At 66.3% G+C, this 26,157-nt stretch carries 18 protein-coding genes; 11 read left to right on the forward strand and 7 right to left on the reverse strand.

What is annotated here, in order from left to right; genetic code table 11:
- Positions 1 to 26 precede the first annotated feature (26 nt).
- From ccmE to ACE10X_RS16050, 7 genes are all read left to right on the forward strand, one after another.
- Positions 27 to 524 (forward strand): cytochrome c maturation protein CcmE, encoded by a 498-nt coding sequence (gene ccmE, locus ACE10X_RS16020; RefSeq protein ID WP_038382192.1) that lies wholly within the window; start codon positions 27 to 29, stop codon positions 522 to 524.
- Positions 521 to 2,503, forward strand: coding sequence for a heme lyase CcmF/NrfE family subunit (locus tag ACE10X_RS16025; RefSeq protein WP_038382191.1), 1,983 nt, complete (start codon positions 521 to 523; stop codon positions 2,501 to 2,503). Before ccmE ends, ACE10X_RS16025 begins: the two co-directional genes overlap by 4 nt.
- The gene (locus tag ACE10X_RS16030) at positions 2,503 to 3,009 is read left to right on the forward strand and encodes a cytochrome c-type biogenesis protein (protein ID WP_038382190.1); all 507 of its coding nucleotides are present in this window, start codon (positions 2,503 to 2,505) and stop codon (positions 3,007 to 3,009) included. The genes ACE10X_RS16025 and ACE10X_RS16030 overlap by 1 nt, the downstream gene beginning before the upstream one ends.
- Before the next feature lie 171 nt (positions 3,010 to 3,180).
- On the forward strand, positions 3,181 to 4,767 hold the full coding sequence (locus tag ACE10X_RS16035; protein WP_038382189.1) for a Do family serine endopeptidase: 1,587 nt from the start codon (positions 3,181 to 3,183) through the stop codon (positions 4,765 to 4,767).
- 265 nt (positions 4,768 to 5,032) lie between these two features.
- Positions 5,033 to 5,713 carry a response regulator transcription factor gene (locus tag ACE10X_RS16040; RefSeq protein WP_016842329.1) on the forward strand — a complete coding sequence of 227 codons (681 nt, stop codon included), beginning with the start codon at positions 5,033 to 5,035 and terminating at the stop codon, positions 5,711 to 5,713.
- On the forward strand, positions 5,697 to 7,151 hold the full coding sequence (locus ACE10X_RS16045; protein ID WP_375764295.1) for an ATP-binding protein: 1,455 nt from the start codon (positions 5,697 to 5,699) through the stop codon (positions 7,149 to 7,151). The genes ACE10X_RS16040 and ACE10X_RS16045 overlap by 17 nt, the downstream gene beginning before the upstream one ends.
- Positions 7,148 to 10,111, forward strand: coding sequence for a bifunctional [glutamine synthetase] adenylyltransferase/[glutamine synthetase]-adenylyl-L-tyrosine phosphorylase (locus ACE10X_RS16050; RefSeq protein ID WP_375764296.1), 2,964 nt, complete (start codon positions 7,148 to 7,150; stop codon positions 10,109 to 10,111). Before ACE10X_RS16045 ends, ACE10X_RS16050 begins: the two co-directional genes overlap by 4 nt.
- 172 nt (positions 10,112 to 10,283) lie before the next feature.
- Here the strand turns inward: ACE10X_RS16050 and ACE10X_RS16055 are convergent, their stop codons facing one another.
- The 5 genes from ACE10X_RS16055 to ACE10X_RS16075 are packed head-to-tail and all read right to left on the reverse strand — an operon-like array spanning position 10,284 to position 16,262.
- On the reverse strand, positions 10,284 to 10,505 hold the full coding sequence (locus ACE10X_RS16055; RefSeq protein ID WP_038382187.1) for a formate dehydrogenase subunit delta: 222 nt from the start codon (positions 10,503 to 10,505) through the stop codon (positions 10,284 to 10,286).
- Positions 10,489 to 11,325, reverse strand: a complete 837-nt coding sequence (fdhD, locus tag ACE10X_RS16060) for a formate dehydrogenase accessory sulfurtransferase FdhD (RefSeq protein ID WP_038382186.1) — start codon at positions 11,323 to 11,325, stop codon at positions 10,489 to 10,491. The genes ACE10X_RS16055 and fdhD overlap by 17 nt, the downstream gene beginning before the upstream one ends.
- 2 nt (positions 11,326 to 11,327) lie before the next feature.
- Positions 11,328 to 14,207 (reverse strand): formate dehydrogenase subunit alpha, encoded by a 2,880-nt coding sequence (gene fdhF, locus ACE10X_RS16065; RefSeq protein ID WP_304556399.1) that lies wholly within the window; start codon positions 14,205 to 14,207, stop codon positions 11,328 to 11,330.
- A gap of 13 nt (positions 14,208 to 14,220) precedes the next feature.
- Complete coding sequence (locus tag ACE10X_RS16070; protein WP_038382183.1) at positions 14,221 to 15,789, reverse strand: NADH-quinone oxidoreductase subunit NuoF; 1,569 nt, start codon at positions 15,787 to 15,789, stop codon at positions 14,221 to 14,223.
- Complete coding sequence (locus ACE10X_RS16075; RefSeq protein WP_038382182.1) at positions 15,786 to 16,262, reverse strand: formate dehydrogenase subunit gamma; 477 nt, start codon at positions 16,260 to 16,262, stop codon at positions 15,786 to 15,788. Before ACE10X_RS16075 ends, ACE10X_RS16070 begins: the two co-directional genes overlap by 4 nt.
- Before the next feature lie 255 nt (positions 16,263 to 16,517).
- Here ACE10X_RS16075 and ACE10X_RS16080 point away from each other — a divergent pair, with 255 nt between their 5' ends.
- The 3 genes from ACE10X_RS16080 to mdoH all read left to right on the forward strand — a co-directional run bounded on the left by ACE10X_RS16080 (position 16,518) and on the right by mdoH (position 21,227).
- The gene (locus ACE10X_RS16080) at positions 16,518 to 17,414 is read left to right on the forward strand and encodes a LysR family transcriptional regulator (protein ID WP_038382181.1); all 897 of its coding nucleotides are present in this window, start codon (positions 16,518 to 16,520) and stop codon (positions 17,412 to 17,414) included.
- Between the two features lie 241 nt (positions 17,415 to 17,655).
- Positions 17,656 to 19,119: a glucan biosynthesis protein G gene (locus ACE10X_RS16085; protein ID WP_038382180.1), complete on the forward strand. Its 1,464-nt coding sequence runs from the start codon at positions 17,656 to 17,658 to the stop codon at positions 19,117 to 19,119.
- Positions 19,107 to 21,227: a glucans biosynthesis glucosyltransferase MdoH gene (gene mdoH / locus ACE10X_RS16090; protein ID WP_304556398.1), complete on the forward strand. Its 2,121-nt coding sequence runs from the start codon at positions 19,107 to 19,109 to the stop codon at positions 21,225 to 21,227. Before ACE10X_RS16085 ends, mdoH begins: the two co-directional genes overlap by 13 nt.
- A 9-nt stretch (positions 21,228 to 21,236) precedes the next feature.
- On the opposite strand, the gene ACE10X_RS16095 is transcribed toward mdoH, so the two are convergent.
- Positions 21,237 to 23,558, reverse strand: a complete 2,322-nt coding sequence (locus ACE10X_RS16095; RefSeq protein ID WP_038382174.1) for a PAS domain-containing sensor histidine kinase — start codon at positions 23,556 to 23,558, stop codon at positions 21,237 to 21,239.
- A gap of 193 nt (positions 23,559 to 23,751) precedes the next feature.
- Positions 23,752 to 25,140: a cation-efflux pump gene (locus tag ACE10X_RS16100; RefSeq protein ID WP_038382173.1), complete on the reverse strand. Its 1,389-nt coding sequence runs from the start codon at positions 25,138 to 25,140 to the stop codon at positions 23,752 to 23,754.
- 422 nt (positions 25,141 to 25,562) lie between these two features.
- Between ACE10X_RS16100 and ACE10X_RS16105 the strand changes: the two genes are divergently transcribed.
- Positions 25,563 to 26,123, forward strand: coding sequence for a TetR/AcrR family transcriptional regulator (locus ACE10X_RS16105; protein WP_244435655.1), 561 nt, complete (start codon positions 25,563 to 25,565; stop codon positions 26,121 to 26,123).
- Positions 26,124 to 26,157 lie beyond the last annotated feature (34 nt).

The raw sequence follows: 26,157 nt of genomic DNA on the forward strand, positions 1-26,157 counted from the left end.
GAGAACGTCATGCGCAAGGATGGAACATGACCAGGAAGCAACGGCGTTTGACACTGATCGGCTGCGCGCTCGTCGTGCTTGCGATCGCCGCGGGCCTGGTGCTGAACGCGCTGCGCGATTCCATCGTGTTCTTCTCGACGCCGTCGATGGTCGCCGAAAAGCATCTTGGTCCGGGCAAGCGCTTCCGGCTCGGCGGCCTGGTGGAGCAGGGCTCGCTCAAGCGCGGCGACAATCTCGCCGTGACCTTCACCGTTGGCGACGGCGGCGCGACGCTGCCGGTCGCCTACAAGGGCATCCTGCCGGATCTGTTCCGAGAGGGGCAGGGCGTGGTAGCCGAAGGCGCGCTCGACGCGAACGGCGTGTTCCGCGCCGACACCGTGCTCGCCAAGCATGACGAGACCTACATGCCGAAGGACGTCGCCGACGCCTTGAAGAAGCAGGGCCACTGGAAGGACGATTACGGCGCCAAATCAAGCAATACGCCGAGCGCCTCCGCGGCGCCGACCCAGGGAGCCGTGCGGTGATTGCCGAAAGTGGACATTACGCCCTGGTGCTCGCGCTTGGGCTGGCGCTGATCCAGTCCATCGTGCCGATCGTCGGCGCGCGCTGGCGCGATGCGGCGCTGATGAACGTCGCGCGTTCGACCGCGCTCGCCCAATTGCTGTTCGTCGCGGCGTCGTTCGCGGCGCTGGTGACGCTGCACGTCACCTCGGATTTCTCGGTCGCCAATGTCTACGAGAATTCGCACTCGCTGAAGCCGCTGCTCTACAAAATCACCGGTGTCTGGGGAAACCATGAAGGATCGATGCTGCTGTGGGTGTCGATCCTGGCGCTGTTCGGCGGCCTCGTCGCGGCCTTCGGCAACAATCTGCCGCTGTCGCTGCGCGCGCATGTGCTGGCGGTGCAGGCGTGGGTCGCCAGCGCGTTCTACCTGTTCATCCTGATCACCTCGAACCCGTTCCTGCGCATCGCCAATCCGCCGCTGGAAGGACGCGACCTCAATCCGGTGCTGCAGGACATCGGCCTCGCGGTGCATCCGCCGATGCTCTATCTCGGCTATGTCGGCTTCTCGATCTCGTTCTCGTTCGCGGTGGCGGCGCTGCTGGAAGGACGGATCGACGCCGCCTGGGCGCGCTGGGTGCGGCCGTGGACGCTGATGGCGTGGATCTTCCTGACGCTCGGCATCGCGATGGGCTCCTACTGGGCCTATTACGAGCTCGGCTGGGGCGGCTGGTGGTTCTGGGATCCGGTCGAGAACGCCTCGCTGATGCCGTGGCTTGCCGGCACCGCGCTGCTGCATTCGGCACTGGTGATGGAGAAGCGCAATGCGCTGAAGGTCTGGACCGTCCTGCTGTCGATCCTGACCTTCTCGCTGTCGCTGCTCGGCACCTTCCTGGTGCGCTCCGGCGTGCTGACGTCGGTCCATGCCTTCGCGACCGATCCGACACGCGGCGTGTTCACCCTGCTGATCCTGTTCGTCTTCATCGGCGGCAGCCTGTCGCTCTACGCCTGGCGCGCGCCGGCGCTGAAGCAGGGCGGGCTGTTCGCGCCGATCTCGCGCGAGGGCGCGCTGGTGCTCAACAATCTGCTGCTCACCACCGCCTGCGCGACCGTGTTCATCGGCACGCTATATCCGCTGGCGCTCGAGGTGTTGACCGGCGAGAAGATCTCGGTCGGCGCGCCGTTCTTCAATTTCACCTTCGCACCATTGTTCGTGCCGCTGCTGCTCGCGGTGCCGTTCGGGCCGCTGCTGGCCTGGAAGCGCGGCGATCTGCTCGGCGCGGCGCAGCGGCTGATGGTGGCCGGCATCGTCGCGCTCGTCGCGATGGCGCTGGTGTTGGCATGGACCTATGGCGGTGCGACCTTGGCGCCGCTCGCGATTGCGCTGGCGGTGTTCGTGATCATGGGCGCGCTGTGCGATCTCGCCGAGCGCATCGCGCTGTTCCGGATTCCTTTGTCGCTCTCGCTGCGCCGCGCGCGCGGCCTGCCGCGCGCGACCTGGGGGACTGCGTTTGCGCATGCCGGTCTCGGCGTCGCGCTGATCGGGATCGTCTGCGAGACCACCTGGAACAGCGAATATATCGGCGCGATGAAGCCGGACGACGTCGCCCGCGTCGCCGGCTACCAGTTGCGGCTCGACGGCCTGAACCCGCGGCAGGGTCCGAACTTCCGCGAGATGGTCGCGCAATTCACCGTGACGCGTGACGGCGAGAAGGTCAGCGTGATGACGCCCTCGAAGCGCAACTTCACGACCCGCGGCGCCTCGACGACCGAGGCCGCGCTGATGACGCGCGGCGCAAGCCAACTCTACATCTCGCTCGGCGATACCTCGGCCGACGGCGCGATCGCGGTGCGCATCTATCACAAGCCGCTGGTGCTGATGATCTGGTGGGGCCCGGTGCTGATGGCGTTCGGCGGCATGCTGTCGGTGTCCGACCGCCGCTTGCGGGTCGGCGCGCCGAAGCCCGCGAAAGCGGCGCGCGCATTGCAGGCGGCCGAGTGATGCGGTCGCGCGCGCTTGCAGCCGCCGTGCTTGCGACGGCCCTGATGCTCGGCGCGATGCCCGCCCGGGCGGTGCTGCCCGACGAGATCATGGCGGATCCGGCCAAGGAGGCGAGGGCGCGCGAGCTCTCCAAGGAACTCCGCTGCATGGTCTGCCAGAACCAGTCGATCGACGATTCGGAGGCGCCGCTGGCGCGCGACCTCCGTCTTTTGGTGCGTGAACGCATCTCGGCCGGCGACAGCGACCGCCAGGTGATCGATTTCCTGGTGGCCCGCTACGGCGAATTCGTGCTGTTGAAGCCGCGCCTCAACGAGCATACGCTGCTGCTGTGGTTGACCCCGCCGCTGGCGCTTCTGCTGGGCGGTTTTGCGCTCTGGTGCCTCGGCCGGCGCAAGGCAAATCCGGCCGCCGGCGGGGGCGATTCCACCGCCGGACTGACGTCCGACGAGCAGGCGCGCCTGAAACGGCTGCTGGCGGCCGAATCCGCGCCGGACAAGCCGCTTTAGTTCCCTTTTAAGTGCTTTATTTACCTGCGCTATTCTGCCGCAGCGGTGGCCTGCTCAATTACCAAAGTTTAATTCCGCAGCCAGCGCGCTGTAAGGCTGATGACCCCATGTTCAGACCCATCAGGTGCTCGCCCCCGGCACCAATGATTCTGGCCCTGGAGATTTCAAGACATGACCGACCGTCCCGACCTCTCGACCCTTCCGTCCTACAAGGCGCCGAAGCGCTCGCTGTTCTCTGCCCGCAAACTCGCGCTGATGGCGTCGGTCGTGGCCGGCCTCGGTGCCGCCACCTATGGCTTCAGCCCCTCGCACAACCCCGCCGACCTGTTCACGACGCCCGCGCATGCGCAGGTCAATAACGAGGTCAAGAAGGTTCAGCAGCCGGTCGGGTTTGCCGACATCGTCGAGCGCGTCAAGCCGTCAGTGATCTCGGTCAAGGTCAACATTCGCGAGAAGGTCGCGAAGGATGACAGCAATAACAATGACGATTCGCCGTTCCAGCCGGGTTCGCCGATGGAGCGCTTCTTCCGCCGCTTCGGCGGTCCGGATGGCTTGCCCCCGGGCCTGCGCGGTGGGCCGCGTGGCGGTGGCGTGGTGACGGGCCAGGGCTCCGGCTTCTTCATCTCGGCTGACGGCTTTGCCGTGACCAACAATCACGTCGTCGACGGCGCCGACAAGGTCGAAGTCACCACCGACGACGGCAAGACCTATTCCGCCAAGGTGATCGGCACCGATCCGCGCACCGACCTCGCGCTGATCAAGGTCGAGGGCGGCTCCAACTTCCAGTTCGCCAAGCTGTCCGAAACCAAGCCGCGCATCGGCGACTGGGTGCTGGCGGTCGGCAATCCGTTCGGCCTCGGCGGCACCGTGACCGCGGGCATCGTCTCGGCCTCCGGCCGCGACATCGGCAACGGCCCGTATGACGATTTCATCCAGATCGATGCGCCCGTGAACAAGGGCAATTCGGGTGGCCCGGCGTTCGACGTGTCCGGTGAGGTGATGGGCGTCAACACGGCGATCTACTCGCCGTCCGGCGGCAGCGTCGGCATCGCGTTCTCGATCCCGGCCCAGACCGTCAAGAGCGTCGTCGCCCAGCTGAAGGACAAGGGCGCGGTCAGCCGTGGCTGGATCGGCGTCCAGATCCAGCCGGTGACCTCCGACATCGCCGACAGCCTCGGCATGAAGAAGGCCGAAGGCGCGCTGGTTGCCGAACCGCAGGCCAACGGCCCGGCGGCCAAGGCCGGCATCGAATCCGGTGACGTCATCACCGCCGTCAACGGCGAGCCGGTGAAGGATGCGCGCGAACTCGCCCGCACCATCGGTGGCCTCGCGCCTGGCAACGCCGTGAAGCTGAACGTGCTGCACAAGGGTCAGGACAAGACCGTCAACCTCACGCTCGGCCAGCTGCCGAACAACCTGGAGGCCAAGGCTGACACCGACAAGAGCGACAAGGGCAACTCGTCCCGCGGCACCGACGTGCCGAAGCTCGGCCTCACCGTGGCGCCCGCCAACAGCGTGGCCGGCGCCGGCAAGGAAGGCGTGGTCGTGACCGAAGTCGATCCCAAGAGTGCTGCCGCTGAGCGGGGCTTCAAGGAAGGCGACGTGATCCTCGAGGTCGCCGGCAAGTCCGTCGGCACCGCCGGTGAAGTGCGTGATGCGATCACCGCGGCGCGCAATGACAGCAAGAACAGCGTTCTCATGCGCGTGAAGAGCGGCGGTTCGTCGCGCTTTGTGGCAGTGCCGCTGGCGAAGGGATAACTATCTATGAGTTGGGAAGCGCCGCCGGCATCAGTCGCCCCCGCCGACGGCGCTTTCCGGGGGGCGGGCCCCTTGCTCGCTCCCTACGTTGCCTTTCGATGGAATATGCCCCCCTCTGTCGGAAGGTCTCAGGGCGGTGAGGTCCCCCAGCTTCACCGCCCACTTTTTTCAAGCAATCGAGAATATGCGCGGTCGTCTTGCATGTGCAGGCCGGCCGCGTCATGCTGACAGAGGGCCAATTCCCGTGACCGCAATCGCTCCGCAAATGCGCATCCTGATCATCGAAGACGACCGTGAGTCAGCCGACTATCTGGTCAAGGCATTCCGCGAAGTCGGCTACATCGCCGATCTCGCCTCCGATGGCGAGGAAGGGCTGTCGATGGCCGAGACCGGCGACTACGATGTGCTGGTTGTGGATCGCATGCTGCCGAAGCGTGACGGCCTGTCGCTGATCGGCAGCCTGCGCGACAAGGGCAACCGGACGCCGGTCCTGATCCTCTCGGCGCTCGGCCAGGTCGATGACCGCATCAAGGGCCTGCGTGCCGGCGGCGACGACTATCTGCCGAAACCCTATTCCTTCGCCGAGCTGCTCGCGCGCGTCGAGGTGCTGTCGCGGCGCAATGTCGGCCCGGCCGAGGAGACGACCTACCGGGTCGGCGACCTCGAGCTCGATCGGCTGTCCCATCGCGTCGCCCGCGGCAAGGACGAGCTGACCTTGCAGCCGCGCGAGTTCCGCCTGCTCGAGTATCTCATGAAGCATGCCGGGCAGGTGGTGACGCGCACCATGCTGCTCGAGAATGTCTGGGATTATCATTTCGATCCGCAGACCAACGTCATCGACGTCCACATCTCGCGGCTGCGCTCCAAGATCGACAAGGGTTTTGAGCGGCCGCTGCTGCATACCATCCGCGGCGCGGGGTATATGATCCGTGACGGCATTCGGTAAACTGATCCGGACCACGGCGTTTCGGCTGACGCTGGTCTACCTGTTCCTGTTCGCGCTGTTCGCCGCCTCGCTGCTGGCTTACTTCGCCTGGAACACGCGGCGGCTGATCACCGAGCAGATCACGACGACGGTCAACGTCGAGATCAGCGAGATCACCGACATCTACAACCGCCGCGGCCTGCGCGGCCTGCTGGGCACCATGGGCAATCGTGCGCTGCGGCCGGGCGCCAACCTCTATCTGGTGACGGCGCCGAACGGGCAGATGCTTGCCGGCAATGTCGGCGCGCTGGCGCCGGGCGTGATGAGCACGCAGGGCTGGACCGAGACCGCCTATCGCCGGCTCGACGACCAGGACAAGACCGATCACCGCGCGCTGGTGCGGGTCACCCAGATGGACAACGGCTTCCGCCTGCTGGTCGGGCGCGACCTCGAGGAACGGCGGCGGCTGTTCGGCATCGTCGCCAAGGCCGCGCAATGGTCGATCCTCGTCGTCGTCGTGCTCGGCATCGGCGGCGGTATCTTCGTCGCCCGCCGCGTGCTGCACCGGATCGACGCCATGACCGGCACGACCAAGCGCATCATGGCGGGCGATCTGTCCGGCCGGCTGCCGGTCGGCCGCAGCGGCGACGAGCTCGATCGCCTGGCGGAAAATCTCAACGCCATGCTCGAGCGCATCGAGGCGCTGATGACGGGGCTGAAGGAGGTCTCCGACAACATCGCCCATGACCTCAAGACACCGCTGACGCGGCTGCGCAACCGCGCCGAGGAGGCGCTGGCGCGGTCGGGCTACGAGGCCGACTATCGCGCGGCGCTGGAGCGGACCATCGAGGAGTCCGACGGGCTGATCCGCACCTTCAACGCCCTGTTGATGATCGCGCGTGCCGAGTCCGGCCAGGCACGCGGCAACATGGACGATTTCGACGGTGCCGATGTCGCCAACGGCATCCACGAACTGTACGAGCCGCTGGCCGAGGACGACGGCATGACGCTGCAGGTGAAGACCGTGCCGGCGCCGATTCACGGCAACCGCGAATTGATCAGCCAGGCGGTCGCCAACCTGGTCGAGAATGCCATCAAATACGGCAAGCCCGACGCGAGCGTGCAGCCGCTCAATGCTGATGCGCGGGAGATCCTGATCGAGGCGCGGCGCGAGGGCGACCAGGTCCTGCTCAGCGTCACCGACCACGGCCCGGGCATTCCCGAGGCCGACCGCAAGCACGCGGTCGAGCGCTTCGTCCGGCTCGAGGCGAGCCGCACCTTACCCGGTTCCGGTCTCGGCCTCAGCCTGGCCTCGGCGGTCGCCACGCTTCATGGCGGCGAGCTCAGGCTCGGCGACGCCCATCCGGGGCTGGTCGCCACCCTGGTGCTGCCCGCGCGGGCGGGCGGCAGTGACAGGCTTGCGGCTCAAACGCAGGATGTGCCACAGAAGGCGGCATGAATGCCGCCGCGCCGGGAAACGCGGATCGACATCGTCTGGCCGCGCGGTTCGCGGACGGACCGCGTGTCGCCGCGCCCGTATCCGCCGATCAGCGCCTGACCGACTGGTTCGCCGAGCTCGAGCCGGCGCAATCGGCCGCGCTCAATGCGTTGCTCGAACATCCGGTCGCACGGGACATCCTGCGCGGCATCGCCGAGTTCTCGCCCTATTTGTTCGAGCTCGCCCGCGCCGACGCCGCGCGGCTGATCCGGATCCTGTCATGCGACCCGGAACAGCATCTTGCCGGCCTGATCGAGACGACGTCGCGCGAGGTGCTCGCCGCCGGCAGCGAGGCCGACGTGATGGTTCTGCTTCGCCGCATGAAGGCGGAGGCCGCGCTGATGATCGCGCTGTGCGACATCGGCGGCGTCTGGCCGGTGATGCGGGTGACGGCGGCGCTGACCGACATCGCGGTGAATTCGGTGCAATCGGCGCTGCGATATTTGTTCCGGCAGGAAGTGGCCCGCGGCCGGATGACCGCCGCCGATCCCGATCATCCCGAGGCAGGCTCGGGCCTGATCGTGCTCGCGATGGGCAAGATGGGGGCCGGCGAGCTGAACTATTCCAGCGACATCGACCTGATCGTGTTCTTCGATCGCACGGCGACCTCGCTCGCCGAGGACATCGAGCCGCAGCCGTTCTTCGTGCGCGTCACCCAGGCGATGGCGCGGATGCTGCAGCAGCGCTCGGGCGACGGCTACGTGTTCCGGGTCGATCTCAGGCTGCGGCCGGACCCGGCCTCGACCCAGGTCGCGATCTCGACCGACGCGGCGCTGCATTATTACGAGCGCGAGGGGCGCACCTGGGAGCGCGCCGCGATGATCAAGGCGCGGCCCTGCGCCGGCGATCCCAAGGCCGGCGAGGCGCTGATCGCCGAGCTCGCGCCCTTCGTCTGGCGCAAGCATCTGGACTTTGCCGCGCTTGCCGATGTCCACGACATGAAGCGGCAGATGCAGACCTATCGCGGCCAGAGCGAGATCTCGGTCGAGGGCCATAACGTCAAGGTCGGCCGCGGCGGCATCCGCGAGATCGAGTTCTTCGCCCAGACCCAGCAGCTGATCGCCGGCGGCCGCCATCCGGAGTTGCGGGTGCGGCCGACGCTGGAGGCGCTCAACGTGCTCGCCAACAGCAACTGGATCACCTTTGAAGCGCGCGACGAGCTGACGACGGCCTATGAATTCCTGCGCCGGGTCGAGCACCGGCTGCAGATGATCGCCGACGAGCAGACCCATTCGCTGCCCGAAGCGCGCGAGGATGTCGAGCGCTTTGCGCATTTCTTCGGCTACGAGGATCGCGAGGCCTTCGCCAGGGATTTGCTCGGCCAGCTCAAGATCGTGCAGAACCATTACGGCAAGCTGTTTGAGGGCGACGATCCGACCGGCACCGCGAAGCTGCCGGATATCGACTATGGCGCCGGCCCCGAGGGCGCCCGCCTGATCGAGCATCTCGCCAATCTCGGCTTCAAGAAGCCGATCGCGGTTGCCGGCACCGTGCAGCAATGGATCGAGGGCGATTATCGCGCGCTGCGCGTCGAGGCGACGCGCGCCGCGTTCCTGGAATTCATTCCCGGCCTGATCGACGGCCTCGCGCATGCCGAGGAGCCGGATGATGCGGTCGCGGCGTTCGACCGTTTCCTCGGCGCGCTGCAACGGGGCGGGCGACTGATCTCGCTGCTCAGCCAGAACCGCGATTTCGTCGCGCTGGTGGCGCTGATCCTCGGCGCGGCACCGCGGCTCGGCGACATGCTGGCGCGGCAGCCGCAGATTATGGACGGCCTGGTCGATCCGCGCTTCTTCGGCGCGATGCCGGACAAGAAGGAACTGTCGGAGCGGCTCGCCGCCACGCTGCAGGATGCGTCGTCCTACGAGGATTTCCTCGATCGTCTGAGATTGTTCGGCCAGGAGAGCCTGTTCCTGATCGGCACGCGGATCCTGTCCGGCACGGTGTCGGCGCAGCACGCCAGCACCGCCTTTGCCGATGTGGCCGAGGGCATCGTCCACACCGTGCACGGCCTCGTCACCGACCAGTTCGCCGCGCAATATGGCCGGATCAAGGGGCAGGAGACCGCGATCATCGCGATGGGCCGGCTCGGCAGTCGCGAGATGACGGCGTCCTCCGACCTCGATTTGATCCTGCTGTACGATTTCGACAGCGAGGCGCCGGATTCCGACGGCGAGCGCTCGCTGCACGGCGCGCAGTATTTTGCCCGCTTCACCCAGCGCCTGATCAGCGCCTTCACGACCCGGACCAATTACGGCGTGCTCTACGAGGTCGACATGCGGCTGCGCCCGTCGGGGCGCGCCGGCCCGGTCGCCTCGCGGATCGATTCATTTGCCGACTATCAGGAGCGCGAGGCGTGGACCTGGGAGCACATGGCGCTGACGCGCGCCCGCGTGATCTCGTCGTCGCCGGAGTTCCGCGAGAAGATCGAGGCGATCATCCGCAGCGTGCTGACCCGGCCGCGCGATGCGGCGTCGACCGCGGCCGACGTTGCCGACATGCGGCGCGCGATCGCGCTGGAGAAGGGCGAGGACGACGTCTGGGATCTCAAGCTCGCCGCCGGCGGGCTCGTCGACATCGATTTCATCGCGCAATATCTCCAGCTCGCGCATGCCTCGGTGAAGCCAGAAATTCTCAGCGTCTCCACGCTGCAGGTGCTCGACAATGCCGCCAAGCTCGGCCTGCTCGGCCAGTCCGAGGCCGAGATCCTGCGCTCGGCGGCGCGGCTCTATCATGACCTGACGCAGATCCTACGGCTCTGCGTCACCGGCAAGTTCAATCCGGAGACCGCCGGCGAAGACCTGCTGCGCGTGATGGCACGGGCCGGGGACACGCCGGATTTCTCCGCACTGGAAGCGCGCCTGCGCGAGACCCAGAGCGAGGTGCGCCGCGTCTTCAACACGATCGTGGGCGGCGGCTGATCCGACTGCGATGCTCGACCCGTCATCCCCGCGCAAAGGCTTCGCCTTTGTCGCTGGAGGTGCGAGCTCTTGCGAGCCTCGAAGGATGCACGGCCACATTCGGGCCGTCGACCCTTCGAGGCTCGCTCCGCTCGCACCTCAGGGTGACGGTGATAGAGCAGGGCGCGGCTGCCTACGCCTGCTGCTTCAGCTTCTGCAGGGCATCGCGGACGTCGGGGTCGAGGCCGGCGCCGCCGGCGTCGAGATGGGCGAAGATCTGCTTGCGCATGCGCGGATCCCAGAACTTCCAGATGTGTTCGGAAATGCCCTGCACCGCGCGGTCGCGCCCCTGGCTCTGGAAGAATTTTCCGATCTGGTTCGCCATATAGACCAGTTTGTCAGGCGACGACGACATAAGCGGACTCCTTGCCGGCCACCGCGCCAGTGACGCGTTCCGGATGCGTAAAGATTTCAAATCCATCGGCGCGAGCGATCGCGGCGAGCGTGATGCCGGCGGTATCCGCCATCCGCACCGCAAGCGCGGTCGGCGCCGACACCGCGGCGATCAGCGGCGCGCCGATCGCGGCGGTCTTCTGCACCATCTCGACCGAAACGCGGCTGGTCAGCAGCACCATGCCGTCGCTGGCCGCGACCTTGTCGCGGGCCAGCGCGCCGGCGAGCTTGTCCAGCGCATTGTGGCGGCCGACATCCTCGCGCAGCGCCACGATGCCGCGCCCACCCGTCCAGAACGCCGCGGCGTGCACGGCGCGGGTCTGGTGGTTGATCTCCTGCAGCGGCGCGACCGCCGCCACCGCCGCCATGATCTCGCGCGGCGAGAAGGCGCGGCCCGCGCGCACCACCGCGGCCGGCCGGACCGCCTCGCTGATGGAATCGAGCCCGCACAGGCCGCAGCCGGTCGGGCCGGCGATGTTGCGCCGCCGCTCGGCGATCCGCTCGGCCCTGTCAGGCCTGAGCCACATCCGAAGCTCGATGCCGTCATCGAGCTCGACGATATCGAGGGTCTCGATCTCGTCGGCCGATTGCACGATGCCTTCGCTGAGGCTGAAGCCAACGGCGAAATCGCCGAGGTCCTCGGGCGAGCCCATCATCACGGCGTAGGTGCCGCCATTATAGGTCAGCGCGAGCGGCGTCTCCTCCGGAATCAGGCGCGCGCCGTCGCTGAAGACGCCGTCGCGCCAGACTTTCCGCCTCGATTGGTGGACGGGCTCGCGCATCGTTACTCCGCGGCTTCCACCACCGGCGCGGCGATGCGGCGGGAGTGGCGTGCCTGCTCGTCATAGGCCTTCTGCCAGTCGGACGGACCGTTCGACGGCGAGATCTGCACGGCGGTGACCTTGTACTCCGGACAGTTGGTGGCCCAGTCCGAGAAGTCGGTCGTGATGACGTTGGCCTGGGTGTCCGGATGGTGGAACGTGGTGTAGACGACGCCCGGCGCCACACGGTCGGTGATCTCCGCGCGCAGCGTGGTCTCGCCGGCGCGGCTCGCCAGCCGCACCCAGTCGCCGTCGCGCACGCCGCGCTGCTCGGCGTCATGCGGATGGATCTCCAGCCGGTCCTCGGCGTGCCACACCACGTTCTCGGTGCGCCGGGTCTGCGCGCCGACATTGTACTGGCTGAGGATGCGGCCGGTGGTGAGCAGCAGCGGGTAGCGCGGGCCGGTGCGTTCGTCGGTCGCGATGTATTCGGTGAGGATGAACTTGCCCTTGCCGCGCACGAAGCCGCCGATATGCATCACCGGGGTGCCTTCCGGCGCCTTCTCGTTGCAGGGCCACTGCACCGAGCCGAGCTCGTCGAGCCTGGCATAGGAGACGCCCGCGAAGGTCGGCGTCAGCGCGGCAATCTCGTCCATGATGTCGGATGGATGGGCGTAGTTCATCTCAAAACCCATCGCCTTGCCGAGCATGATCGTCACTTCCCAGTCGGCATAGCCGTTGAGCGGCGTCATCACCTTGCGGACGCGCTGGATGCGGCGTTCGGCATTGGTGAAGGTGCCGTCCTTCTCGAGGAAGGTCGAGCCGGGCAGGAAGACGTGGGCGTAGTTGGCGGTCTCGTTCAGGAAGAGATCGTGGACGATCACGCATTCCATTGCCGACAGCGCCGCCACCACGTGCTTGGTGTTGGGGTCGGACTGCAGGATGTCCTCGCCCTGCACGTAGAGCCCCATGAAGCTGCCTTCGATGGCGGCGTCGAACATGTTCGGGATGCGCAGGCCCGGCTCGTTGTTGAGCTTGACGTTCCACATCGCCTCGAACTGCTCGCGCACCGCATCGCCGGCGATATGGCGGTAGCCCGGCAGCTCGTGCGGGAATGAGCCCATGTCGCAGGAGCCCTGCACGTTGTTCTGGCCGCGCAGCGGATTCACGCCGACGCCGGGCCGGCCGATATTGCCGGTTGCCATCGCGAGGTTGGCGATCGCGATCACCGTGGTCGAGCCCTGGCTGTGCTCGGTGACGCCGAGCCCGTAATAGATCGCGCCGTTGCCGCCGGTGGCATAGATCCGGGCCGCCTCGCGCAGCGCCTTCGGATCGACGCCGGTCATGATCGCGGTGGCTTCCGGGCTGTGCTTGTCCTGGGCGACGAAGGTTGCCCAGTCCTCGAACTCGCTCCAGTCGCAGCGCTCGCGCACGAAGGCCTCATCGACGAGCCCTTCGGTGACGATGACATGGGCCAGCGCGGTCAGCACGGCGACGTTGGTGCCGGGCATCAGCGGCAGATGCAGCGCCTTCACATGCGGCGATTCCACCATCTCGGTGCGGCGCGGATCGATCACGATCAGCCTGGCGCCCTGGCGCAGCCGCTTCTTCAGCCGCGAGGCGAACACCGGATGGGCGGAAGCCGGATTGGCGCCAATGATCAGCACGACGTCGGTGTCCTCCACCGAGTCGAAATCCTGCGTGCCGGCCGAGGTTCCAAAGGTCTGCGACAGGCCGTAGCCGGTCGGCGAATGGCAGACGCGGGCGCAGGTGTCGACATTGTTGTTGCCGAAGCCGGCGCGGATCAGCTTCTGCACCAGATAGGTTTCTTCATTGGTGCAGCGTGACGAGGTGATGCCGCCGACCGCGTCGCGGCCGTATTTCTGCTGGATGCCCTTGAATTTCGCGGCGGCGAAATTCAGCGCCTCGTCCCACGACACTTCCTGCCAGGGATCCTCGATCCGCTCGCGGATCATCGGCTTCAGGATGCGCTCTTTGTGGGTGGTGTAGCCCCAGGCGAAGCGGCCCTTGACGCAAGAATGGCCGCGATTGGCCTTGCCGTCCTTCCACGGCACCATGCGCACCACTTCCTCGCCGCGCATCTCGGCCTTGAAGGCGCAGCCGACGCCGCAATAGGCGCAGGTGGTGACGACCGAGTGTTCGGGCTGCCCGATCTCGATCACGGATTTCTCGGTCAGCGTCGCGGTCGGGCAGGCCTGCACGCAGGCGCCGCAGGACACGCATTCCGAGCCGAGGAAGCTTTCGTTCATGCCGGGCGAGACGCGGCTGTCGAAGCCGCGGCCGGAGATCGTCAGCGCGAAGGTGCCTTGTACCTCCTCGCAGGCGCGGACGCAGCGCGAGCAGACGATGCACTTCGAGGGATCGTAGGTGAAGTACGGATTGGACTCGTCCTTCGGCATCCAGTTGTCGTTTTCGCAGCCGTGCGATTTGGCGAAGACGTGGTTCTCACCTTCATAACCGTAGCGCACGTCGCGCAGGCCGACCGCGCCCGCCATGTCCTGCAATTCGCAGTCGCCATTCGCGGCGCAGGTCAGGCAGTCCAGCGGGTGGTCGGAGATGTAGAGCTCCATCACGCCCTTGCGCAGCTTCTTCAGCCGCTCGCTCTGGGTGTGCACGACGAGGCCGGGCATGACCGGCGTCGTGCAGGAGGCGGGCGTGCCGGCGCGGCCCTCGATCTCGACGAGGCAGAGCCGGCAGGAGCCGAAGGCGTCGACCATGTCGGTCGCGCAGAGCTTTGGAATCTGGGTGCCGGCTTCCATCGCCGCGCGCATGATCGAGGTGCCCTCGGGCACCGTGATCTGATTGCCGTCGATGGTCAGCGTGACCATCGTCTCGGATTTGGATTTGGGCGTGCCGAAATCGGTTTCCTGGATCAGCGACATCGTGATTTCCTTGCTATTCCGCGGCCTGCAGGTGGGCCGGTGCGGGACCTACATCTCCGCCGAAATCTTCCCGGAAGTGTTTCAGTGCGCTCATCACGGGGTAGGGCGTGAAGCCGCCGAGTGCGCACAGCGAGCCGAATTTCATGGTGTTGCAGAGGTCTTCGACGACAGCGAGGTTTTCCGCCACGCGCTCGCCATTGATGATCTTGTTGATGGTCTCGACGCCGCGGGTCGAGCCGATCCGGCACGGCGTGCACTTGCCGCAGGATTCGACCGCGCAGAATTCCATCGCAAAGCGGGCCTGCTTCGCCATGTCGACGCTGTCGTCGAACACCACGATCCCGCCATGGCCGATCAGGCCGTCGCGTGCGGCGAATGCCTCGTAGTCGAACGGCGTGTCGAACAGCGCGCGGGGGAAATAGGCGCCGAGCGGACCGCCAACCTGCACCGCGCGCACCTCGCGTCCGGTGAAGGTGCCGCCGCCGATCTCGTCGACGAGATCGCCGAGCGTGACGCCGAACGCGGTCTCGAACAGCCCGCCATATTTGATATTGCCGGCGAGCTGGATCGGCATCGTGCCGCGTGAGCGGCCCATGCCGAAATCGGCGTAGGCCTCGGCGCCGTTGTCGAGGATGAAGGGGATCGCCGCGAACGACAGCACGTTGTTGATCACGCTCGGGCGGCCGAACAGGCCCTTATGCGCCGGCAGCGGCGGCTTGGCCCGCACGATGCCGCGGCGGCCCTCGAGGCTTTCCAGCAGCGAGGTTTCTTCGCCGCAGACATAGGCGCCGGCGCCGACGCGCACCTCGAGATCGAACTCATGGGCGGAGCCGCCGATGCGCTTGCCGAGCAAGCCGGCGCGGCGGGCGGCCACGATCGCCGCGTTCATCGCCTCGACCGCGTGCGGATATTCCGAGCGGATGTAGATGTAGCCCTTGGTGGCGCCTACCGTGATACCTGCGATCGTCATGCCCTCGATCACGACGAAGGGGTCGCCTTCCATGATCATGCGATCGGCGAAGGTGCCGCTGTCGCCTTCGTCGGCGTTGCAGACGATGTATTTGCGGTCCGCGCTGGCCTGCGCCACGGTCTTCCACTTGATGCCGGTGGGAAAGCCGGCGCCGCCGCGGCCGCGCAGACCGGACGTCGTGACGTCGGCGAGGATCTGGTCGGAGGTCAGCGTCAGCGCCCGCTCCAGGCCCTTGTAGCCGCCATGGGCGCGGTAGTCGTCGACCGAGCGCGGATCGATCACGCCGCAGCGGGCGAAGGTCAGCCGGGTCTGGCGCTTCAGCCAGGGAATCTGGTCCGTGGCACCAAGCCGCAGCGCGTGCTGGCCGCTGCCGGCCATCGCGTCGAGCAGGGACGGGACGTCGGCCGGGCTGATCGGACCGAACGCGACGCGGCCTTGTGCGGTCGCCAGTTCGACCATCGGCTCCAGCCAATAGAGGCCGCGCGAACCGGTTCTGACGATCTCGATCGGCATGCCGCGTCCTGCTGCGGCCTGCTCGAAGGCGAGGGCGACATCGTCGGCGCCGACGGCGACCGCGCCGGCGTCGCGGGCGATGAAGATTCGCATCGTCATCGCTGTGCCTCCGCGACCAGCGCGTCGATCCGCGCTTCATCGAGTCGGCCGACCACGCGGCCGTCCAGCATCGCCGAGGGCGCGGTGGCGCACAGCCCGAGGCAGTAGATCGGCTCCAGCGTCACGCGATCATCCGCCGTGGTATGCCCCAGGGCAACGCCGAGCCTGGCTTCCGCGCGCGCCGCCAGCGCGTCGCCGCCGGCGGCCTGGCAGGCCTCGGCGCGGCACAGCTTGAGGACGTGGCGTCCGGCAGGCTGCTTCCGGAAATCATGGTAGAAGGTGAAGACGCCGTGCACCTCGGCGCGCGACAAATTGAGCGCTTCCGCCACCATCGGGATCGCCGGCTCCGGCACGTAGCCGAAGGCTTCCTGCAGCGCGTGCAGGATCACCAGCGTGGCGCCTTCGAGCCCGGCATGCTCGGCGATGATTTCAGCGCCGCGCGCCTTGTCCCAAGGTTCGTATCCCACCGTCATCAGCGCTTCTCACGATCAGTTCTTGCTTCGCACATGAGAGTTGGAATCCTTCGAAACATCAATAAAGCTGTCTCATGCGGCGATTGCGAAACGCGATTAATAGCGTTGCCGAATGGGCCGATCCCGGATCGTAATAATGTTCTGGAATCACGCACTTCCGGGGCGCTTTGGATTTCGGGATCGCACCCCGATCGTGCTACCTATGGACGTGTTGGGCTGCCGCTCGGGGCGCCGTTTTCCGAAGGGATTTGAACCTTGATCGACAAGCTGGAACTTCTGCTGGCGCTGGCCAAGGAGCGGCATTTCGGCCGGGCCGCGGAGGCGTGCGGCGTCACCCAGCCGACGATGTCGACCAGTCTCAAGCAGCTCGAGGAAATCCTCGGCGTCATGCTGGTGCAGCGCGGATCCCGCTTCCAGGGCTTCACGCCGGAAGGGGAGCGGACGCTGGACTGGGCGCGGCGCATCGTCGGCGATACGCGCGCGATGAAGCAGGAGATCAACAGTCTCAAGGACAAGCTGTCGGGCGAGATCCGGATCGCGGCGATCCCGACCGCGCTCGGCATGGTGGCCTCGCTGACCACGCCGTTCCGGGCGCGCCATCCCGACGTGCGTTTCCGGATCCAGTCGTGCACGTCGGCCGACGTGCTCGGCCTGCTCGAGAATCTCGAGGTCGATGCCGGGCTGACCTACATCGAGAACGAGCCGATCGGCAAGGTCCGCACCATCCCGCTCTACAATGAGAGCTATCGCTTGCTGACGGCGCCGGATGCGATGTTCGGCGACCGCAAGCAGGTGACGTGGAAGGAAGTCGGCACCGTGCCGCTCTGTCTGCTGACGCCCGACATGCAGAATCGCCGCATCATCGATCGCGCGCTGACCTCGGTCGGCGCGGAGGCGACGCCGACGCTGACGTCGAACTCGCTGCTCGTGCTCTACACCCATGTGAAGACCGGCCGCTGGGCCAGCGTGATGCCGGCCAAGCTCGCCGAGACGCTCGGCCTTGCGGATGCCGTGCGCAGCATTCCGATCATCGATCCGGTCGTGGACTACAGCATTGGCCTCGTGATCCCGCAGCGCGATCCGATGACGCCGCTGATCGCAGCCTTGGTGCAGGTCGCACGCGAGGTCGCGCCGACGCTCGAGAGCGCGTAGCTCCGGCATTCCCCCGCGGCCGTTCCGCCACGGTTCCGGCACAGCAGCAAGCGACCACGCGTTGTGTGGTTGCGTTGAAGCAAGTCCTGGTGTTCAGCCGGCGGACAATCTTCGCTTGCTCGCAGCAAGGATGGAACTCAGCGCCGGCTCGGCGGTTGCATTGCGGCGTCCCGGTCAGCGAGCAGGAGCTGCTTTGAATCGTCGCCAGTTACTCCACGGATCGGCCGTGTTGCCGACACTCATGTTCTTGCCAAAGCGCCAGGCCGCCGCAGCGAGCGCGACGGACGCACCCTTCAACCCCGCCATGGTCAGGGAGCTTGCGCGCAATCTCGCCAGCAAGTCGTTCGAGGCGCCGGACGAGAAGTTGCCGAACGGCCTGACGGACCTGAACTACGACCAGTACCGCACGATCCGCTTCGCGTCCGAGCGCGCACTGTGGCGCGGCGCGAAGCTGCCGTTCGAAGCGCAGTTCTTCCACCGCGGCTTCTTCTACAAGAACAAGGTCAATATCTTCGAGGTCGCCGACGGCAAGGTCAGCGAAGTCAAATACAGCAAGGACATGTTTTCGTTCGGCGAGACCGTGCCTGACTTCACCGAGACCGACCTCGGCTTTGCCGGATTTCGGATCCATGCGCCGATCAACAAGCCGGACTATTACGACGAGGTCTGCGTCTTCCTCGGCGCGAGCTATTTCCGCGCCGTCGCCAAGGACGAGACCTACGGCCTGTCGGCGCGCGGCCTGTCGATCGATACCGGCGAGGCCAAGGGCGAGGAGTTTCCGTTCTTCAAGGCGTTCTGGCTCGAGCGCCCGGTGCCCAACGCGACCTCGCTGGTCATTCACGCCTTGCTCGACAGCAAGAGCTGCGCGGCGAGCTATCGGTTCACGATCAGGCCCGGAGCCACCACGGTGTTCGATGTCGAGGCATCGCTCTATCCGCGCGCCGATCTCGAGCATGCCGGCCTTGCGCCGATGACGAGCATGTTCTTCTTCGGGCCCAACGATCGCAACGAGGTCGACGACTTCAGGCCGTCCGTGCACGATTCCGACGGGCTTGCGATCTACAACGGCAAGGGCGAGAGCCTGTGGCGCCCGCTGAGCAATCCGCGCGACCTCCAGATCAGCACGTTCCAGGACGTCAATCCGCATGGCTTCGGGCTGATGCAGCGCGAGAAGAATTTCTTCGCCTATCAGGACATCGAATCGCGCTTCGAGAAGCGTCCGAGCCTGTGGGTCGAGCCGATCGGCGACTGGGGCGAGGGCGCAGTCATCCTGTTCGAGATCCCGACCAAGGAAGAGATCCACGACAACATCGCCGCGTTCTGGCGGCCGAAGGCGCCGCCCAAGGCCAAGAGCGAGACCAATTTCACCTATCGCCTGCATTGGGGGCCGGATGCGCCGAAGCCGCATTCGCTCGCGCGCTTCACGCGCAGCGGCATCGGCGCCCACGGCGAGAACAGCAAGCTGTTCGTGCTCGACCTGTTCGGGGACAATCTGAAGGGGATCGATCCCAATAGCGTCAAGGGCGTCGTGACGGCCGAGAAGTCCGAGATCACGAACGTCGTCACGCAGCCGAATCCGAATACCGGCGGATGGCGGCTCAGCTTCCAGTGCGCCGTCAAGAAGGACCCGATCGAGCTGCGCGCGCATCTGGCGCAAGATGACAAGCCGCTCTCCGAGATCTGGGTCTATCGATGGGCGCCATAATCACGTCTCCTCAGTCCGACGTCGCCACGGCGGCCGACGGCTTCCTGCCGCAAGAGAGCCCGCTTGCGATGTCGGCGGCCGACCTCGGCCGGCCGCCGCATGCGGTAAGCAAGCCGGTGTCGGTCGGCGCGGGCATGTTCATGCGCCGCGCGTTTATCCTGGTGCTGACGGCGGCGCTGACCGGTGCCGGCGCCTACGAGATGTATATGGTGGTCCAGGTCGGCGGCGTGACGATCATGGAAGGCATGGTGCTGGTGCTGTTCGTTGCGCTGCTCGCCTGGATCGCGTTTTCGTTCGCTTCGGCGCTCGCCGGCTTCTTCGCTCTGCTTCGGCGCAACGGCAATGCCCTGCCGGTCCGCGACGATGGTCCCTTGCCGCAGCTCGCGAGCCGGACCGCGGTGCTGCTCCCGACCTACAACGAGAATCCGCATCAATTGATGGCGCGTTTGCACGCTATCTACGAGTCCGTCGAGGCGACCGGGCAGGGCGAGAGCTTCGACTGGTTCGTGCTCAGCGACACCCGCGATCCCGATATCTGGATCGCCGAGGAACGGGCGTTCCTCGAACTGTGCGAGGCCTGCGGCACGCAGCGGCTGTTCTACCGGCATCGCGCCGACAATACGGCGCGCAAGTCCGGCAATGTCGGCGAGTGGATCACGCGGTTCGGCGGCGCCTACCGGTTCATGATCGTGCTCGACGCCGACAGCCTGATGTCCGGCGACACCATGGTGCGGATGGTTCACGCCATGGAGACCAATCCGCAGGCGGCGCTGCTGCAGACGCTGCCCGTCATCGTCAACGCGCGCAGCCTGTTCAGCCGCCTGCAGCAGTTTGCCGGCCGGCTCTACGGACCGATGGTCGCCGCCGGCGTTGCGTGGTGGCACGGCTCCGAGGGCAATTATTGGGGGCACAATGCCATCATCAGGATCGAGGCATTTGCGCAGCAGGCGGGCCTGCCCGAACTGTCCGGACGCAAGCCGTTCGGCGGACATATCCTGAGCCACGATTTTGTCGAGGCGGCGCTGATGCGGCGCGCCGGCTGGGGCATCTACATGGCGCCGATGCTCGGCGGCAGCTTTGAGGAGGTGCCGCCGTCGCTATTGGATTTTGCCGCGCGCGACCGGCGCTGGTGCCAGGGCAATCTGCAGCATCTCGCCGTGCTGAGGACGCGCCGGCTGCACTGGATCTCGCGGCTGCATTTCATGACCGGGATCGGCTCCTACATCACCGCGCCGCTCTGGCTGTCGTTCCTGCTGCTCGGTATCCTGATCTCGTTGCAGGCGCGCTTCATTCGCCCCGAATATTTTCCGAAGGGTTTTTCGCTGTTCCCGAACTGGCCGGCGCAGGATCCGGTGCTCGCCGCCTGGGTGTTTGGCCTCACCATGGCGCTGCTGATCGTGCCGAAGCTGCTCGGCTTCATCCTGTTGCTGACACGGTCGGACGTGCGCCGGCAATTCGGCGGCGGCTTCCGGGCGTTGACGGGCGTGATCGCCGAAGTGCTGATCTCGGCGATGATCGCGCCGGTCATGATGGTGTTCCAGTCGATCGCCGTCGTCGAGATCCTGCTCGGCCGGGACGCGGGCTGGCAGACACAGCGGCGCGACGACGGCGCGGTCGAACGGCGGGAGCTGTATCGGAAGTACGGCGTCCCGACCGCCTGCGGCGTCGCAATGGCGATCAGCGCCTGGGCGGTGTCATTGCCGCTGCTGCTGTGGATGTCGCCGGTCATCGTCGGCCTGTTGTTTGCGATTCCGATCGGCGCCTGGACCGCGAGGCCCGCGATGCACGCGCTGTTCGTGACGCCGGAGGAGGTGAAGCCGCCGCGCGTCCTGGTCCGCGCCAACGAGCTGGCGGCGTCGCCGGCGCACGCATCGGCCCCTGCGCTCGCGACGTTGCGGCAGGATTCCGGGCTGCTGCATCGCCATCTCTCGTCGCTGCCGCCGGCACGGCGCGGCGGTCCGGGCGAGATCGATCTTCACCTCGCGGTGGCGCGTGCGCGGATCGAGGCAAGCGACAGCTTCGACCAGGCGGTCCGCCATCTCACGCCTCGCGAGACGCTGGCCGTGCTCGGTGATGCCGCGCTGCTGGAAGGAGTGCTGGCGAAGTAGCGTGGGGTGTCAGGCCGCTTCCGGCAGCTTCGTCTGCAGGGACCGCGGATCGCGCGGCAGCGTGACGCGCACGACGGTGCCGACGCCGAGCTTGGAGCGCAGCCGCATCGAGCCGCCGTGCAGATTGGTGAGCGAGCGCGCGATCGCAAGTCCGAGACCGGAGCCCTGGTAGCTCTTGGTGAGCTGGCTCTCGACCTGTTCGAACGGCTTGCCGAGCCGGCGCAGCGATTCCGGCGCGATGCCGATGCCGCTGTCGGCGATCAACAGCACGATCGAGTCGTCCAGCATCTGGCCGCGCACCAGCACGCGGCCGTGGTCGGGCGTGAACTTCACGGCATTGGAGAGCAGGTTGACGATGATCTGCTTGACCGCGCGGCGGTCTGCGACGACCGAGATCGTGCTTTCGATATCCGATTCCAGCGACAGCCCCTTGTGCTCGGCGCGGCCGGAGACCACCCGCAGCGACTCCGCGAGGATGCCGGAGAGGTCGAGCGGCTCCATGTCGAACTTCATGCGGCCGGCCTCGATCTTCGACATGTCGAGAATGTCGTTGATCACCTCGAGCAGGTATTTCCCCGACGTCAGGATGTCGTGGCAGTACTCCGCGTACTTGTCCGAGCCGAGCGTGCCGAACAGGCCAGAGCCCATGATCTCGGAGAAGCCGATGATGGCGTTGAGCGGCGTGCGCAGCTCATGGCTCATATTGGCGAGGAATTTCGACTTCGCGGCGTTGGCGTCCTCGGCGCGGGTTTTTTCCTGCGAATATTTTTCGGCGAGGTCGGCGAGCTCGACGGCCTGCCGCTCCAGCTCGGCTTGCGAGCGCTGCAGGTCGATCACGGTGGCGCGCAGGCGCAGGTCGTTGTCGACCAGCTTCTGCTCGTGCGCCTTGATGCGGGTGATGTCGGTGCCGACGGAGACGTAGCCGCCGTCCTTGGTGCGGCGCTCGCTGATGTGCAGCCAGCTGCCGTCGTCGAGCTGGGCCTCGAAGGTGCGGGCGCCGGGCGCCGGCACGCCGCTCTCGTGCAGGCGGGTGCGAACCTCGGGCATGCTGCCGACCTCGATCACGGTCTCGTAGGAGGTGCCGGGGCTGACGGCGGAATCGGGCAGCTTGTGCAGCCGCTGGAAGTGCGAGTTGCAGAGCACGAGGCGGTCGTCGGCATCCCAGAGCACGAAGGCCTCGGGAATGGTCTCGATCGCGTCGCGCAGCCGGAGGTCGGCTTCCACCGACTTCTCGGCGAGGCTCTTCTGCTCGGTGACGTCGATGGCGATGCCGATCAAATGCAGGCCGCTGTCGGCCGCGGCGTGGCTGAGCTCGCAGCGCACCCGCAGCCAGATCCAGTGGCCGCCGACATGACGCATGCGGAAGCTCTGGTCGATGTGATCGATCTTGCCCGAGATCAGCTGCTCGGCGATGTCGAACAGGTTGATGTCGTCGGAGTTGACCAGCGCGTTGACCTCGCCGAAGGTGAGGAGGTCGTTGCGGGTGTCGAGGCCGAGCAGGGTGAACATCGACTGCGACCAGAAGATCCTGCCGCGTGACAGGTCCCAGTCCCACAATCCGCAGCGGCCGCGGTTGAGCGCGGTGTCGATCCGGCCGCGCACGGCGTCGTTGATCAGGTCGCCCTCGCGGGCGCGGGTCGATTGCCAGTGGAACGCGAAGCCGAGGATCAGCACCACGAAGCTCGTGGTCGCCGACAGCGTCACCGAGAGCGCGGCGTCCGATCCCCAGATCGGCTCGTTCATCTCCTGGATGACGACGACCTGGCCGGGCAGCGACTTGACGAGCTGCGAGATCGCCAGCGCGCCGGTGCCGCCGGGCAGCGTCATGTCGCTGACCGTGCCCTGCTGGCCGGGCGCGACGAGCAGCTGCGCGGTGGAGACGATGTCGAGGATGCGGTCGTTCTCGCCGGCGCCATCGACCGGCACGCGCGCCAGCACGCGGTGATCGGCACTGGTGATGATGACGTGGCGGCCGTAGGCGATGCCCCAGGACGGGATCAGGTCCGGCAGCAGCTCCTGCATCCGCTCGATGTTGGCGAGCCGGTCGCGCCGCACCGAGGTCAGGCGATCGAGACGTTCGGCGAGGATGTCGGACAGCGCGGCGAGGTCGCGCTTCATCGCGCCGCGCTTCTGCCGGTTCTGGTCGATCACCTGGACGAAGGCGCCGAGGCAGATCGTGATGAGGAAGGCGATGATGAGGGTAGGGACAGCGCGGCGCAGTGCAGGCTCGGCCGTCAAGAGCCTGTGATAGGCCGGTTTCGCGATCGACTGCGCCAATCCCTTGATCGAATCGGATTGGACGCACGCGTTCGCTGCATGCGCGCGCGCCATGCCTTAGACCCCCGCTCTAAGCTGATTTTTTACCCGGTTCGGATGCTCCCCACGATGCATCCGAATCATGATCATTTGAATCCAGATTTCCGGGACTGTCGAGAGTCAACGATTCGTTAATGCGAAAAAATTCTTGTCCCGGAGAGAATCATGCAGCGCAAAGTGAGTCCGAAACAGGAACGGCTCCGTAGAATTACGCGCGCGTCGGCTCTGCGTGACTGATCACTCGCTTCACGGTGGGGAACGCACGGCGCAGTTTGCGTTCGATCTCGTCGACGCTTTCGTGCACCTTGATCACACTCATCGAAGGCCGGGCGCGGCAATGGAAGTTGACGATCTCGCCGGCGTCGGTGTTGCGGACCCGCACATTGTGGATGTCATGGATCGCGCCGCCATCGGCAAAGCCGGTCAGCGCCGCCTTGATGGCTTCGACGCGGTCCGGCGCGGCGTCGGTTCCCCACGGCAGTTCCGGCTCGAGTGGCTCGATATGGGTGTCGACCTCGACGTCCTCGCCGAAATCCTCGCGGATCGCGCGCTCGAGCTCGTGGGCGATGTCGTGCGCCGCGTCCAGCGCCATGTCGCCGTCGACCTCGAGGTCGATGCCGACGATCAGCTTGCCGCCGATGTCGTGCACGGTGACGTGGTGGATGGCGAGGCCGGAATTGCGCGCGATCACCATGATGCGCTCGCGCACGCTCTCATTATCGCGCGCCACCGGCACCGCGGTGAAGGTGAGGTCGGCGTCGCCGAACGTCTTGGTCACCGCCGCCTGCGCCCTGCGCTTGATGTCCTCGACGCGGTCGATCGGGTAGGTGCGCGGCACCTTGGCGATGGCATCGATGAAATGCGTCGCACCGACCATACGGACGCGCAACCGGTCGACATCGACCACCCCCGGCACGGCCTTGATGGCGGCGGTGGCCTTTTCCTGCGCGCCTTCGGGCGCGCGGTCGAGCAGGGTCTCGACCGTCTCCCGCGCCATGCGCAGGCCGAGCAGCGCGATCATCACCGCGACCGCGATCGCCGCTGCGGCGTCGCCCCACCAGAAGCCGAAGCCGGCCAGCACCAGGCCGACAATGACGGCGGTCGAGCCCATCACGTCGGAGGCGAAATGCAGTGCGTCTGCCGCCAGCGCCTGGCTCTTGGTGTCGCGCGCGGCGCGGTGCAGCGCGCGGGCCCGCCACAGATTGACGCCGATATCGATGACCAGAACGACAAAGGGAATGGCCGATATCGACGGCGGCGGCGCGCCCTCGCGCAGATGGCTGTAGGCCTGGACCAGGATGCCGCCGGCCAGCACATAGAGCAGCGCGATGATGCCGAGCGCCGAGACGCTCTCGAACTTGCCGTGGCCGTAATGATGCTCGGCATCGGCCGGCTGGTCGGACACCCGCACCACCGCCCAGGTGATGATGGTGGCGACCAGGTCGATCGACGAGTGCAGTGCCTCCGAGATCAGCGCCAGCGATCCGATCGCGATGCCGACGACGAACTTCGCCACCGCCATGCTGCCGCTGGCGAGGATCGAGATCGCGGCGACCGATGTCTTGCTGGAGGGGGCGCTGGTCTTTGAAGAGCTCATGGGCGGCGGTGTAGCAGGGAGTTGGTGAACATCAAGTGTCATTCGCCACGCGCAATCGCCACTCAGTTGCAATTGCATCCTTGCGCCAAAATCATGCCGTCGTCCTGGCGAAAGCCAGGACCCATCACCACAGGGTTGTGTTGTTGAAGTGAGCTGGTGCAATTGCATCGCCTCATGACTCGCATTCGGGGTGATGGGTCCTGGCTTTCGCCAGGACGACACTGGATGCGTTGCGCCGCGAAACCCATCAGTTGTTTCCGCGCGGTAACGTGAAGTTTCGCTTCGCTCTACCCATCCTACGGACCCGCCGGTTTTTTATCCGAAGCCGGCACTTGCTATTTAAAGACCAATCAGTCTATATATCGGTAATGAACAGCCAAACCCCAGTGCACTCGCCCCGTGGGCGCCCGCGAAGCTTCGGCATGGAGGCCGCTGTCGAGCGCGCCATGAATGTGTTCTGGTCGCGCGGCTATCACGCCACGGCGCTGCCGGACCTGCTGCGTGCGACGAAGCTCTCGCGCGGCAGCCTTTACGCCGCTTTCGGCGACAAGCACTCGCTGTTCCTGCGGGCACTCGATCGCTACATTGCCGATGCCCTGACGCGGATGGATGATGAACTCGACCCCCGCAGAGATCCGGTCGACGGCCTGCGAGCCTACCTTGCCGGCTACGTTGAACGCGCGTGCGGGGCCAATGGCCGGCGCGGCTGCCTGTTGGTGGCGACGGCGATGGAACTGGCTGGCCAGGATGCCGAGGTTGGCCGTCGCTTCGCGAGCTTCTTCAAGATCATGGAGGCCAGGGTGGCGGACGCATTTTCCCGTGCGGAGACCGCGGGCAGATTGGCCGATGGCGTCGAGCCTTCGAGTGCCGCCCGAATTCTGATCTGTTTCCTTTGGGGGTTGCGAGTGGTCGCCAAAACGGCGGCGGCGCGCACCACGTCGCAAGCCACTGCCGACGCGCTGCTCGATCGCTTCATCAAATAAGCAACTGTTGGAATGACCCTTGATGTCCTCTGGA

Origin of the sequence: Bradyrhizobium sp. Pha-3, from assembly GCF_042258325.1 — a bacterium.
GTDB lineage: Bacteria > Pseudomonadota > Alphaproteobacteria > Rhizobiales > Xanthobacteraceae > Bradyrhizobium > Bradyrhizobium elkanii.